General features: G+C 61.6%; 9 protein-coding genes. 7 read left to right on the top strand and 2 right to left on the bottom strand.

The features are described from left to right. Positions 1 to 95 precede the first annotated feature (95 nt). Positions 96 to 650 (top strand): ECF transporter S component, encoded by a 555-nt coding sequence (locus tag H8S02_RS11580; protein ID WP_186970644.1) that lies wholly within the window; start codon positions 96 to 98, stop codon positions 648 to 650. Between the two features lie 118 nt (positions 651 to 768). Here the strand turns inward: H8S02_RS11580 and glgB are convergent, their stop codons facing one another. Together glgB and H8S02_RS11570 are read right to left on the bottom strand one after the other, a co-directional pair. Then, entirely contained in the window at positions 769 to 2,520 is a 1,752-nt protein-coding gene (gene glgB, locus H8S02_RS11575; RefSeq protein ID WP_186970643.1) for a 1,4-alpha-glucan branching protein GlgB, read from the bottom strand. Positions 2,521 to 2,538: 18 nt separating this feature from the next. Further along, a complete protein-coding gene (locus tag H8S02_RS11570; RefSeq protein ID WP_186970642.1) occupies positions 2,539 to 3,717 on the bottom strand; it encodes an iron-containing alcohol dehydrogenase in 1,179 nt (392 codons plus the stop codon). A gap of 134 nt (positions 3,718 to 3,851) precedes the next feature. On the opposite strand from H8S02_RS11570, the gene H8S02_RS11565 reads away from it, so the two are divergent. The 6 genes from H8S02_RS11565 to H8S02_RS11540 all read left to right on the top strand — a co-directional run bounded on the left by H8S02_RS11565 (position 3,852) and on the right by H8S02_RS11540 (position 13,549). Beyond that, a complete protein-coding gene (locus H8S02_RS11565; protein ID WP_186970641.1) occupies positions 3,852 to 4,856 on the top strand; it encodes a putative ABC transporter permease in 1,005 nt (334 codons plus the stop codon). Positions 4,857 to 5,060: 204 nt separating this feature from the next. Next, the gene (locus tag H8S02_RS11560) at positions 5,061 to 6,302 is read left to right on the top strand and encodes a cysteine desulfurase family protein (protein ID WP_186970640.1); all 1,242 of its coding nucleotides are present in this window, start codon (positions 5,061 to 5,063) and stop codon (positions 6,300 to 6,302) included. A 64-nt stretch (positions 6,303 to 6,366) separates the two neighbouring features. Continuing rightward, on the top strand, positions 6,367 to 6,801 hold the full coding sequence (gene nifU, locus H8S02_RS11555) for a Fe-S cluster assembly scaffold protein NifU (protein ID WP_186970639.1): 435 nt from the start codon (positions 6,367 to 6,369) through the stop codon (positions 6,799 to 6,801). A 140-nt stretch (positions 6,802 to 6,941) separates the two neighbouring features. After that, a complete protein-coding gene (mfd, locus tag H8S02_RS11550; protein ID WP_186970638.1) occupies positions 6,942 to 10,406 on the top strand; it encodes a transcription-repair coupling factor in 3,465 nt (1,154 codons plus the stop codon). A gap of 27 nt (positions 10,407 to 10,433) precedes the next feature. Continuing rightward, positions 10,434 to 10,880, top strand: a complete 447-nt coding sequence (locus H8S02_RS11545) for a MarR family winged helix-turn-helix transcriptional regulator (protein ID WP_186970637.1) — start codon at positions 10,434 to 10,436, stop codon at positions 10,878 to 10,880. 410 nt (positions 10,881 to 11,290) lie between these two features. Then, positions 11,291 to 13,549 (top strand): S-layer homology domain-containing protein, encoded by a 2,259-nt coding sequence (locus H8S02_RS11540; RefSeq protein WP_186970636.1) that lies wholly within the window; start codon positions 11,291 to 11,293, stop codon positions 13,547 to 13,549. Positions 13,550 to 13,621 lie beyond the last annotated feature (72 nt).

Genomic DNA, 13,621 nt, shown 5'->3' with positions numbered 1-13,621 from the left:
AGCCAGAGAAAGAGTATCATCTATATAAAGAGAACAAACCCGTTGGAAATAAAGAAATTTCCACGGGTCTGACAAAAGAAAAGCAGGTGTATGACATGAAAAACGCAAGCCTTCGAAAGATTATCTTTGCGGCGCTCATGGCGGCACTGACTACGGTCGCGACCATGATCATCCGCATTCCGACCCCGACGCAGGGCTATATCCACCTCGGCGACGGCATGGTGCTGCTGTGCGGCGCGCTGCTCGGTCCGGGTCTCGGCGCGCTCGCGGCAGGCATCGGCTCGATGCTGAGCGACCTGTTCGCAGGCTACATGAGCTATGTTCCGGGTACGTTCGTCATCAAGGCGCTGACCGCGATGGTCGGCGGCTGGCTGTATCTCCGTCTGAGCGCAGGCGCAGACAGGCGCGCCGTTCCGGTCCGCGTTGTCCTGAGCGGCATCCCGGCAGAGGCCGTCATGGTCATCGGCTATTTCCTGTATGAGATGGGCATGGAGGTCGCAATGGGCAGCAATGCAGCCGCAGCCGCGACCGCTGTCGCCGTCGGCATCCCGATGAACATCGTACAGGGCGTCGCGGGCATTATCGTCTGCGCGGTCCTGCTTCCGGTGCTGAGCCTGCACAAGGGCATCGTCACCGCGAAGAACGGCTGATTTCTATCGAACCATTACCCCTTTTCATATTTCTTTCAACCCGCGCAAAGGAAAACCACCGCAGAACGTTAAAAATGCGTTCTGCGGTGGTTTTCGCTTTCATTGTGCGGTGCTGCCTTTATTCGATGCGCAGCAGCATGCCACTGTACGGCGGCAGGATGAGCGGAAGCTCGGTATTCAGCTCGCCTTCCTCGGTGTCGCCGCCGAACTCGATGAGATCGGTGTGCAGCAGCAGGGAGGGCGTATCGCCGAGCGGGCCGTCATAGACCGCCGGGTCGCTGCCGAAATTGCACAGCGCGAGCAGTGTCTCGCCGTGACCCCGGCGCACCATGCCGATAAGCGAGGGTACGTCGGCGCGGCTGTCCGCCCAGGAAAAGCTGTCCGGCGCGTAGTCGCAGTGCAGCGCCGGGTTATCCCGATAAGTTCTGCACAGGCTGTGGAAAAACAGATGGAACGGACGCTCCGCGAGTGCGCCGTCGAGCGTGCCGGCCTCGTTCCATTCATAAAGCTGTCCTAGCTCATTGCCCATGAAATTGAGCTTTTTGCCGGGATGCGCGAACATATAAAGATACATCGTGCGCGCCTGCGCATACTTGTCCTTTTCGTCCGCGCCCCACATTTTCTGCACGATGGAGGCTTTGCCGTGTACGACCTCGTCGTGCGAGAGGGGGAGCAGATAGCGCTCGTTCGCGAAATAGTGCATCGACCACAGCAGCTTGCCGCGGCTGTGCGGCCGCAGGTCGGGCTGCGTCTGGCAGAATTCGAGCGTGTCGTGCATCCAGCCGAGATCCCATTTGTAGTCGAAGCCGAGGCCGCCCTCGTCGAGCGGACGGGTGACGCCGGGGTAGGCGGTCGAGTCCTCCGCGATGAGCAGAGCGGAGGGGTGGCGTGCCTTGAGGCCGCGGTTCATGCCCTTGAGGAAGTCGAGCGTATCGCCGTTTATGCCGCGCTTCTCGTCTCCCTGCCAGTAGATGAGGCGCGAGACCGCATCCATGCGCAGACCGTCGAAATGGAACTCCTCGAGCCAGTAATTCGCGGCAGATTGCAGAAAACACCGCACTTCGCGGCGCGAATGGTTGAAATTGTAGCTGCCCCACTCGCTGACGCCGACCGCGTCGTTCGGGTACTCGTACAGCGGCGTGCCGTCGAACTTCGCAAGGCCGTAGGAGTCCACCGCGAAGTGGACGGGCACGAAATCCATGATCGCGCCGAAACCGGCGTTGTGCAGCCGGTCGATGAGCTGTTTGAGCTGCGCGGGCGAGCCGTAGCGCGCGGTCGGCGCGAAAAATCCGGTATTTTGGTAGCCCCACGAGCCGTCGAACGGGTGCTCGGAGAGCGGAAGGAACTCGACGTGCGTGTAGCCGCCGTCCAGCAGGTAGGGGATGAGCCGGTCGGCAAGCTGCTCATAGGTAAACCAGCCGTTTGCGTCCTCCGAATTGCGCTGCCATGAGCCGAGGTGCATTTCGTAGATATTCAGCGGAGCGTCCGGGTCGGCGGAACGCGCCTGCATCCATGCGTCGTCCGTGAACCGGTATTCCTCGAGGTCGGTCACGATCGAGCAGCACGCCGGGCGCAGCTCCATGGCGAAGCCGTAGGGGTCGCAGTGCTCGGTCACGGAGCCGTCGGCGGCGTAGATGCGGTACTTGTAGAGCTGCCCTGCCTGCGTGCCGGGCACGGAGACCTCCCAGAAGCCGCTGCGGCCGTCCTGATGCAGATCGGTCTCGGTCCAGCCGTTCATCGCGCCGGTCAGCGTGATGCGCGAGGCATTGGGTGCGAACGTGCGGAAAACCGCGCCGCCGCCGCCGAGATGCGCGCCGAACCAGCGCCACGCATCGAAGACTGCGCCGTTGAAGAATTGCTGCTTGTCCAAGGTAGCGCTCCTTTCCGTTTACTCCGCGAGACGGTAGATTTCGATGATCGCCTTTTCGTCGAGCGGCGAGTAGCTCTTGACCGGGCCGTTCACGGTGCGGACCGTGTTCGCGGCGAGCTTTTCATAGTTTTCCGGCTTGATGCCGAGCTGAGAAAGATGGGTCGGCATGCCGATCTCCTCGAAGAAGCGGCGCAGCGTGCGGATGCCCTCGCGCGCAGTGCGCTCAGGGTGTTCGAAATCCATCTCGACGCCGAGCACGCGGTTTGCAAACTGCGCGAAACGGGGATAATCATACGGCATTTCGTGCTCCGCCCACGCCGGGAACAGCACGGAAAGACCGGCGCCGTGGGCGATCTCGTCGCGGAACGCGGAAAGCTCATGCTCGAGCTTGTGCACCGGGAACAGGCGCTTTCTGCCGCAGCCGGTGTAGTCGTTGTGCGAAACGCTGCCGGCCCACATGAGGGTCGCGCGTGCCTCATAATCGCGCGGGTCTGCGATAGCGCGGCGGCCTGCGTCGCGCACGGCGATGAGCAGACCCTCCGCAATGCGGTCGGTCAGGTCGCTCTCGCCGCCCTCCGGCGTCAGATAGCGCTCGAGCGTGTGCATCATGATGTCCACGATGCCGCAGCCGGTCTGGAATTTGGAAACGGTGAACGTGTTTTCTGGGTTGAGGAAGGAAATGACCGGACGGTTGGTCTCGCTCGTGATGCCGCGCTTCTCCTTAGTCTCCTCGTTGGTCAGCACGCAGGAGTTGCTGGTCTCCGAGCCGGAGGCCGCGAGCGTGAGCACGGTCGCGACGGGGAGCGTTTTATCCGGTCTGGTGCCGGTGGAGGCGAACTCCCACGGGTCGCGGCCGGTCGCCGCGCCCATGGCGATGGCCTTGGCTGAGTCGATGACCGAGCCGCCGCCGACGGCGAGCACGAAATCCAGACCCTCGCGGCGGCAGAGCGCGACGCCCTTGCGGACGAGGGAGATCTTGGGGTTGGGGGAGACGCCGCCGAGCTCGACAAAGGACAGGCCGGCGTCAAACAGGCTGTGCTCCACGCGGTCGAGCAGACCGGAGGAACGTGCGCTCGCGCCGCCGAAATGGACGAGAACACGGTGCGCGCCGTATTCCTTGATGCGCTCGCCGATCTTTTCCTCGATTCCTCGGCCGAAAACGACCTCGGTCGGTGTCTTAATGGTGAAATTCAGCATATAGCCTTACCTGCCCTTCGTTATACAAAATGATACTTATATTATAGTAGTCTACTTGAAAAAAGTCAAAAGATTAGATAGAATATAATAATACCGCCGCAGGAGGAAACGCGGCGCTGAAAGGATGAAAAGCAATGGGTTACAGCTATTCCGCTCCGCAGTGGCTGCTGGTATTCTTCCTGTACTGTGTACTGGGATGGTGCTTCGAATCGACGGTCGTGTCGGTCAAACAGCGCCATTTCGTCAACCGCGGCTTTCTGCGCGGGCCGATGCTGCCGATCTACGGCTTCGGCGCGGTGCTCCTGCTGCACGTTTCGCTGCCGCTGTACGACAGGCCGGCCGCGCTTTTTTTCGCGAGCATGGCCGCCGCGACGGTATTCGAGTATATTGTCGGCGTTGTGATGGAAAAACTGTTTAAGGTGAAATACTGGGACTATTCCGAGCACCGGTTTCAGTTCCGAGGCTATATTTGCCTGCAATCCTCGCTGTGCTGGGGTTTTCTCGGCCTCATTCTGGCGCGCTTTATTCACCGGCCGGTCGAATGGGTGATCGCGGCGCTGCCGTTCCGGGCGCTGCTCGCGGTGGATGTGCTCTGGTCGGCCGCATTCCTTGCCGATGTGATCGTTTCCGTCCGTGCGGCTCTCGATCTTGCCAGAGTGCTCGAGGAGCTCGACCGTCTGCGCGAGCAGGGGGCCGAGCTTCGTCAGGAACTGAGCGAGACCGCGCTGACGCGCCTGACCAATCTCTCGTACCGCGTGGAGGAGGCCGCCGGCGAGCTTGCCGAGCGCACCCGTGACGCGCGGGAGGAGGCGCAGGCGCGTACCGCCGCCGCAGCCATGCGTGCAGCCGATCTGCGCGAGGACATCGAGCAGAGGCTTGACGAGGCGAAGGACGAGCTTGCCGAGCGCACGCGCGACGCGCGCGAGGAGGCTGCATCCCGCCGCGCTGCCGCCGCCCGGCACGCCGCCGATGTCCGCGAGGATATTCAGAACCGTCTGGACGAGCTTCAGCGCCGCTTTGACGAGCGCGCTTCGCGTCTCAGCCGCACGCGCAGGAGTCTGCTGCGCGGCAACCCGACCGCCCGTTCGGCACAGTACGACGCAGTTCTCCAGAAGCTGAAAAAGCATCTCGAGCGCTGAAACCACGGAAACCGGATGTTAAAACTACACAAAATGCACGAAGTGATGCAAAAAGCGCCCGCGCATGAGTGCTGTTTCGTCAGTTTTTCACTTGCTAAAATACCCGTTTCGGGTGTATATTAGATATACGAAATGAGCCTACCGTTTTACTGGTAATTCGTTCAAGTCTGAGCATCCTTTTTGGGAAAGAAAGGTAGATATAAAATGGAAAAGAGATTTGTATATGCGGACAACGCGGCGACGACCCCGCTGTCCGAAATCGCGTTTAACGCGATGAAGCCGTGGCTGACCGAGCACTACGGCAATCCGTCCTCGCTGTACCGCATGGGCCGCGAGGCGAAGGAGGCCATCAATGAGGCGCGCAAGGTCGTCGGCAAGTGCCTGAACGCAGCGATGCCGGTCAACGAAAAGAACGATTACGCACCGGGCGAGATCCTGTTCACCGGCGGCGGCTCGCAGGCGGACAACCTCGCGATCCGCGGCTTTATGCACGGTCCCTCCTCCAAGGGCCGCAAGCATATCATCACCTCCAAGATCGAGCATCATGCAGTGCTCTACACCTGCGAAGCGCTCGAAAAGGAAGGCTACCGCGTCACTTATCTGAACGTTGACAAGGAAGGCCATGTTGATCTGGAGCAGCTGAAGAACGAGCTGTCCGAGGACACCGCACTGGTCTCCGTCATGGCGGCGAACAACGAGATCGGCACCATTCAGCCGCTCAAGCAGATCTCCGAGCTGGCGCATTCGGTCGGTGCAAAGTTCCACACCGACGCGGTGCAGGCAGTCGGTCATATGCACATCGACGTACAGGAGATGGGCATCGACATGCTGTCGCTCGCCGGTCATAAATTCCGCGGCCCGCGCGGCACCGGCGTGCTGTATGTGAAGAACGGCATTCAGCTCGAGCCGCTGGTATACGGCGGCGGTCAGGAGCGCGGCCTTGTCTCCGGCACCGAGAACACCGCAGGCTTCATCGGCCTCGCGGCAGCGATGCAGGATGCGTGCGAGCATCTGGACGAGAAGATGGGCTACGTCAAGAAGCTGACCGACAAGCTGGTCAAGGGCATCATGGAGAACATTCCGTACTCCCACTACACCGGCGACCCGGTAAACCGTCTGCCCGGCACGGCTTCGTTTGTATTTGAGGCGATCGAGGGCGAGGGCCTGATCCTGCGTCTGGATAATGCGGGCGTCTGCGGCTCGACCGGTTCGGCCTGCTCGACCGGCTCGCTCGACCCGTCCCATGTCCTCATGGCAATCGGCCTGCCGCACGAGATCGCGCACGGCTCTCTGCGTCTGACCCTCGGCGAGCAGAACACCGAGGAGGACGTCGACTACGTCATCGAGACCGTTACCGACGTCGTTAAGACTCTGCGCTCGATGAGCCCGGTCTGGGAGAACGGCAAGCCGAATCTGACCGCAGCGACCGAGCTGCATGCACATTAAGTGCGCAGAAATGTTCCCCATAACATAATATTTCGTTTGATTGGACAAAAAGGAGATAGATTTTATGCAGTACAGTGAAAAGGTACTTGACCATTTTACCCATCCGCGCAATGTCGGTGAGATCGAGGACGCGAACGGCGTCGGCGAGGTCGGCAACGCAAAGTGCGGCGACATCATGAAGATTTACCTCAAGGTTTCGGACGACGGCATCATTGAGGACGTAAAGTTCAAGACCTTCGGCTGCGGTGCGGCGATCGCGACCAGCTCGATGGCGACCGAGATGGTCAAGGGCAAGAGCCTCGAGGAGGCGCTCAAGCTGACCAACAAGGCAGTTGCCGAGGCGCTCGACGGTCTGCCCCCGGTCAAGATGCACTGCTCCGTGCTCGCTGAGGAAGCGCTGCGCTCCGCAATTTCGGATTACTACAAGCGCATGGGCAAGGACCCGGCTGAGATCCTCGGCTGCGACGCAGATTGCAGCGCCTGCCACAAGGCCGACTAAAAAATATTTCGTATCACATCAGGGCAGATTGCAAAATCTGCCCTTTTGGTGTCTTTACAAAACGGATGTACCAGAAAACCTTCATTCTGCGCGCAGAATGGCGTATACTGTAACCGGAAGCACCGGACGGAGGTGAACACATGACAGAGATTACAAAAAGTATAACTTATCTTAATGAATACAAATCGTTGAAAAAGGCGATCGATGATGGGAAAACACCGGTCCTGACGGTCGGTCTGTCCGCCATCCACAAGGCGAATCTGGCGGCGGCGCTCGGCGCGGATACGGCGCGTCCGGTGCTCGTGCTGACCGATGACGACAACGCGGCGAACCGTTTTGCCGCCGATCTGCGCGGCTTTTCCGAGCGGGAGGTCGTGGTCCTGCCGCCGCGCGAGCTGGTCATGGCAGATGTGGCCGGCGTGTCGCGCGGCTACGAGCAGGCGCGTCTGGCTGCGCTGGACACGCTTTCGGGCGCGTGCTTTGCGGTCGCGTCCGTGCAGGCGGCGGCGCAGCGCACCATGCCGCCCGCGCTGCTCGCTTCCTCCATCGTGACGCTGAAGGCGGGGGAGGAGGCGCCGCTCGACGAGCTGACGCACAGACTGACAGACGCGGGCTACGAGCGCTGCTCACAGGTCGAGGGCATGGGTCAGTTTTCCGTGCGCGGCGGCATTCTGGATATTTTTCCGCCGCAGGCCGAGCATCCGTACCGCGTGGAGTTCTGGGACGATGAGATCGACTCGATCTCCACATTCGACGTCGGCAGCCAGCGCCGTCTGGAGCAGTGTGAAACGCTGCGCTGTCTGCCGTGCATGGAGGCGCTGCCGTCGCTCGCGAAGGGCGGCGCGGCAGGGCTGGCGAAGGCGGTCGCGGCGCTTGCCTCGAGCCGCCGAAAAAAACAGCACGCCGAACTTCAGAAAAATCTGGAACGCGACGCGGAGCGCCTGCGCGAGAGCGGAACGCTCCCGGCGGCGGACAAGTATCTGCCGCTCATCTATCCGCAGATGGCGACGGCGTTCGACTATCTGCCGGAGAACACGCTCATCCTCATCGAGGATACGCCGCGCCTGCGCGACGCCGCGCGGGATTTTCATGCCCGTATCGCGGACGATGTAACGGCGCTCATGGAGCGCGGCGAGCTGCCGGGCGGCATGGACGGCTACGCGCTGGATTTCGCCGGGATTTGCAGCATAAAGCGGCAGATCGTCCGCATGGACAGCTTTTTGAACAGCATTCCCGAGCTTGCGCCGCAGCATCTCGAAAATTTCGTCGCCAACCAGATGAATGCCTACGGCGGCAATCTGGACATGGCGTCCGCCGACATCCGCAGCTATACTGAGCAGGGACGCGCGGTCGCGGTCGTCTGCGGCAGCACGCTGCGCTGTAAAAATATGTTCGACGCGCTGACCGACAGCGGCCTCAAGGTGCAGCTGAGCGACCTTCTCCCGAAGGGCGGCTGCGTCAACATCATGGAGGGCACGATCTCCGCCGGCTTTGAATATCCGGATCTCGGTCTGGTGGTCATGACCGAGGGGCAGGTGCTCGCACGCCGCAAAAAGGCCAAGGTCAAGCGCTCGAACCGCGACCGCGTCAAGTCGTTCACCGACCTGTCGCCCGGCGACCTCGTCGTGCACGAGCACCACGGCATCGGCCGCTTTATCGGCATGGAGCGCATGACGGTGGACGGTTCCGAGCGTGATTTCATCAAGATCGCCTTCGCCGGAACGGATTTTCTCTATGTCCCGGCGACGTCGCTCGACCTCATCTCCAAATATATCGGCTCGGGCGACACCGAGCGCGTGCGGCTGAACAGGCTCGGCGGCACGGACTGGACAAAGGCCAAGGCGCGCGCCAAGGCGGCGGCAAAGGAGCTGGCCGACGGCCTCATCAGGCTGTACGCCGCGCGCGCCAAGGTCAAGGGCTTCGCCTTCCCGGAGGATGACGCATGGCAGCGCGAGTTCGAGGAGGCGTTCCCGTATGAGGAGACCGACGATCAGCTGCGCTGCATCGCGGAGATCAAGGACGATATGCAGTCCGACCGGCCGATGGACCGTCTGCTGTGCGGCGACGTCGGCTTCGGCAAGACCGAGGTCGCGCTCCGCGCCGTGATGAAGTGCATTTTGGCGGGCAAGCAGGCGGCAATCCTCGTGCCGACGACCGTGCTCGCGCGGCAGCATTACCTGACCGCGATGCAGCGCTTTCAGGGCCATCCGATCACGATCGAGCTGCTCACGCGCTATAAAACCGGCGCAGAGCAGACAAAGCTGCTGAAAAAGCTCGAAGCCGGGTCGATCGACCTGGTCATCGGCACGCACAAGCTGTTCAACAAAAAGATAAAGTTCAAGGATCTCGGCCTGCTCGTCGTGGACGAGGAGCAGCGCTTCGGCGTCGGCCACAAGGAGACGCTCAAGGAAATCAGCAAAAACGTGGACGTTCTGACGCTGTCGGCAACGCCCATTCCGCGCACGCTCAACATGGCGCTGTCCGGCATCCGCGATATGTCCTCCATCGAGGAGCCGCCGATGAACCGCCATCCGGTGCAGACCTTCGTGCTCGAGCAGAACGACGGCGTGCTGCTCGATGCGATACGGCGCGAGCTGTCGCGCGGCGGTCAGGTCTATTATCTGCACAACCGCGTAGAGTCCATCGAGCGCTGTGCAGGCATGTGGCAGCAGCGGCTCCCGGATGCACGGATCGGCATTGTTCACGGAAAAATGGGGCAGAAGGAGATCGCAAAGGTCATGAATGAAATGGCGGACGGCGAGATCGACATTCTGGTCTGCACGACCATCATCGAGACCGGCATCGACATCCCGAACGCCAACACGCTCATCATCGAGAACGCGGACAGCATGGGTCTGGCGCAGCTGCATCAGATCCGCGGCCGCGTCGGCCGCTCCTCGCGCCACGCCTACGCCTACCTGTGCTACCGCCACGGCAAGGCGCTGAGCGAGATCGCGCAGAAGCGCCTGTCGGCCATCCGCGAATACGCGGCGTTCGGTTCGGGCTTCAAGATCGCCATGCGCGACCTCGAGATCCGCGGCGCGGGCAACGTGCTCGGCCCCGAGCAGTCCGGCCATATGATGAGCGTCGGCTACGACCTGTACCTCAAGCTGCTCGAGGAGGCCGTGCAGGAGGAAAAGGGCGAAACGCCCAAGCCGCGCGTGGACTGCGCCGCCGAGCTGCTGCTGTCGGCAAACCTGCCGTCGGATTATGTGCCGGACGCCGGTCAGCGCATCGACCTCTACCGCCGCATCGCGCTCATCCGCACCGAGGAGCAGCGCAGCGATATGCTCGACGAGCTGATCGACCGCTTCGGCGAGCCGCCCGAGGAGGCGACCGCGCTGCTCGATATTGCGCTGCTGCGTTCGCAGGCGAGCGAAAAGGGCATCGCCGAGATCAAGCAGCAGGACGGACGCCTGCTGCTCACGTTCGCGGAGACCGATTTCGTACGTCTGTCCGCGCTGTGCGGCGACGCCGCATTCAAGGGCCGCCTGCTGCTTAACGCAGGCTCGTCGCCCTACCTGTCGCTCCGTCTGGAAAAAACCGAAAAGGCCATGGACATGGCGCGGCTGCTGGTGGCGCGCTACGGTGCCGCCGCAGGATAAAAACCGCACGAAGAAGGAGAAACTGCCATGAAAAACCCGGAAGCTGTACAGCTGATCATGCGGTATTATGAAACGTGGGCAGGCATCAACGCTGCCTACGAGCGCTTTGCGGCGCGCCTCGGCGTGACGGCGAACCTGCTGTATCTGCTCGATCTGCTGTGCTGCGTGGAGCAGCCCCTGACGCAGAGCGAGATCGGCACGCGGCTCGGCCTGCCCAAGCAGACGGTCGCGAGCATGGTCAGCGGTCTGGAGCGAAAGGGATATGCGGTGCGCGAGGTGTCGAGCGTCGACCACCGCCGCCGCTATGTCCGCCTCACCGAAGCAGGCCGCGCCTGCGCACAGCCGCTCAGCGATAAAATCTGTGCGTTCGAGCGCGCCGCCTTCGGGCGGATGCAGGATGCAGAGCAGCTTGCTCTCGTCGAGACGAGCGAAAAGCTGCAAAGGGCGCTGCATGAGGTGCTGGACGAAGAGTGAAGAGCCTGTCGCGAAACTGACGTTTCGCCGACAAGATGTGTTCTGACTTCGCAGAACACGAGTCGTCCGAAAGTTCCCATACGGAAACTTTCTCCCTCCAGAAGTATGAAAACCGAGGTACACGCCCCCGGTTTTCATGCAATCACGGAGTGATTGCTATTTTATGCGCGCTGTCGCGCGAGTGCCGCAGGCCGGGGACCTGTTCCCGGCCTTTTTTGTTTTTCTGATACAGTAACATAACTGTAATATTTGGCTTGCTTATGTCATGTTTGTTACACTTGGTCCGGTTTGCTTGTCTCCGGCGGAGCAGGAGGGTATAATTTTAACTGGGGATATCTGTCCCCGGTCTGATACGTGAGCAGCGCCGCGCGGCGCTGTGAATAATACTGCTCCAAGGATGGAAAACTGCTATGATGAAAAAACTTTTGTGCACCGTTTTTGCGGTGTTCGCCGTGATGACGGCGGCCGGAGCCGTGGGAAACATCTTCCCGGCGAGCCGCACGGACATCGACGGCGTGACCCGTTCGGGTTATCTCGATGAGGAAGGGCGTACCGTGCTGCCCTTCGCCTACGCCAGCGCAGGAGAATTCGCGCCCTGCGGCCTTGCGGCGGTCGAGGACGAAAAATGGCAGACCGCAGTCATCGACCGCGAGGGAAAGCTGATCGTCGACTACACCGAGTCTCCGGTCTCGGTCGATTTTTCGGACAGCATGATCGCCTACCGCTACGCCGATCACAGCGTCTACTACACGCTCTCCGGCACGAAGCTCGGTTCCTATCCGGGCGCTGAGGGCTTTTTTGAGGACGGACTGCTGCTGTGCAGAAACGCGCAGACCGGCCGGTATTCCTTTGTGAAGGAGGACGGCACGGCGGCCTTCGCGGCGGAATATGCCGCTGCGGGCGCGTTCTCGGACGGTCTCGCGCTCGTGCGCAGCCTGAGCGGCGCCTATCTCGTCATCGACACCGCCGGCGCGACAAAAGCGACGCTCGACGCAGGTGCGGACCCGGCATATTACACGGTCTACGGCGGCGATACGGTCGTCATGACCAACGGCACGAACAGCGCGCTGTACTCGATCTCGAAGGGCGAATATCTCACGGATTTTCTCTATAAAACGATCTCTGAGTTCCGTGACGGCGCGGCGATGGTGCGCCAGATCAACCGCTGGGGCCTCATCGGCACGAACGGAAAACTGCTGACTGCGCCGACGTATTACTACCTCAGCTACATGGGAGACGGCCTGTATGCCGCGCGGAGCGAGGACGGTTCGGCCTCTGCGGTGGACGCGAACGGCAACATCGCCTACCGCACGATGAGCTATGTCGGCGGCTTTAACGAGCTGCGCTACGGTCTTTCGTGGCACGGCATGGCGGACGGCAGCCTGATCTTCTTCAAAAAGAACGGCGGCTATTTTGCGAGCCTGAAAAATGCGGAAAATCCCACGCTCCTGAGCGAAAACGTCGTGCGCGTGACGCAGGATGAGACCACGAAATACATCAATCTTTCGACCGGCAGGACGCTGCTGGCGCAGGCGGCTTCGTTCGACCTCGGCAGCGGCATCACGGCCAAAACCGTGCACTACGAGAAATTCATGGGCTATCAGTCGGACGGCACCGAGCACGGCTGGGACGTTTGTTTTCCGGAGATCAGCGGCCTTGCGGACGCAAAGGTGCAGAAGAGCATCAACGATGACATTCGCTCGTTCTTCCTCAAGGGCCCTTCGGTCACGGCGGAATACGAGGCGCTCGAGGGTACCTACGGCGCGTCCGTCGAGGGCAGCGTGCTCGTCGTGTGGGCGAACTGCGTCAGCGGACGCGGCGCAGGCTCGTCGGTCTGGAACAACAGCCTTGCCTTTGACCTCAATACCGGCAGGCAGTACCGCCTGACCGATCTGCTGACGGGCGACTACATCGATACCGTGAAAAAGCTGCTCCCGGCGGAGCATGAGCTGTATCTGTACAGCTTTCCGCGCATCAGCACGAAGGGGATCACCTATTACTATAATGAATACGAGAGCGAGACGCGCCGCGCCTACACGGAGAGCTATCTGCTGACCTACGAGGCGCTCGGCGCTGCGGTCGACCATAAGAGCGCGTGCTGGGCGGCGCTCCAGACGCCGTACTCCCGTCCGCTCGCGGCGGCGAAAACGACGTTTACCGATGTTCCGGCGAGCTACTGGGCATCCGGCTATATCGAGCAGGCGGCGGCTGACGGCCTGATGAACGGCGCTTCGGGCGCGTTCCGCCCGGAGGACACGGTCACGGAGGCCGAGGTGTGCATGACGCTCGCGCGGCGCGAGGGCCTGAGCACCGCCTCGAACAGCACGGTCTGGTACGCCGGTGCGGTATCGTCCGCCGGCAGCGCCGGTCTGCTCGACGGTCTCGACCCGGCGCGCGACCCTGAGGCGGCGATGACCCGCGCGGACACGATGCAGGTGTTTGCGAACGTGCTCGTGCGCGGCGGCGCGGCGCTCCCCGGGGAACAGCAAACGGCAGCGGCGCTGAAAAACCTCAAGGACGCCGCGGCCATCCCGGTCTCCCGGCGCGCGGCAGTCGCGCTGTGCATGGAGCGCGGTCTGATCTCCGGCTATGACGACGGCACGATCCGTCCGCAGCAGACCATCACCCGCGCGGCCTTTGCCAAGCTCATGGTGACGGCAGAATTCTGAAATCTCCCGGCTTCCGAAAAAATTTCGGCGCCGGGAAATTTTTTTTTGAACCAAATCCGTTCCCGCGGCTCT

The sequence above is a fragment of the Agathobaculum hominis genome, from assembly GCF_014288055.1.
GTDB classification, from domain to species: Bacteria; Bacillota; Clostridia; order Oscillospirales; family Butyricicoccaceae; genus Agathobaculum; species Agathobaculum hominis.
The sequence above is the reverse complement of the archived record's forward strand: the minus strand, read 5'-3'. Positions and strand labels throughout refer to the sequence as shown.

Excerpts from the sequence above, each read along its gene's own strand:
- H8S02_RS11540 (WP_186970636.1), top strand. The coding sequence starts at position 11,291 with ATGATGAAAAAACTTTTGTGCACCGTTTTTGCGGTGTTCGCCGTGATG.
- H8S02_RS11565 (WP_186970641.1), top strand. The coding sequence starts at position 3,852 with ATGGGTTACAGCTATTCCGCTCCGCAGTGGCTGCTGGTATTCTTCCTG.
- nifU (WP_186970639.1), top strand. The coding sequence starts at position 6,367 with ATGCAGTACAGTGAAAAGGTACTTGACCATTTTACCCATCCGCGCAAT.
- H8S02_RS11545 (WP_186970637.1), top strand. The coding sequence starts at position 10,434 with ATGAAAAACCCGGAAGCTGTACAGCTGATCATGCGGTATTATGAAACG.
- mfd (WP_186970638.1), top strand. The coding sequence starts at position 6,942 with ATGACAGAGATTACAAAAAGTATAACTTATCTTAATGAATACAAATCG.
- H8S02_RS11560 (WP_186970640.1), top strand. The coding sequence starts at position 5,061 with ATGGAAAAGAGATTTGTATATGCGGACAACGCGGCGACGACCCCGCTG.
- H8S02_RS11580 (WP_186970644.1), top strand. The coding sequence starts at position 96 with ATGAAAAACGCAAGCCTTCGAAAGATTATCTTTGCGGCGCTCATGGCG.
- H8S02_RS11570 (WP_186970642.1), bottom strand. The coding sequence starts at position 3,717 with ATGCTGAATTTCACCATTAAGACACCGACCGAGGTCGTTTTCGGCCGA.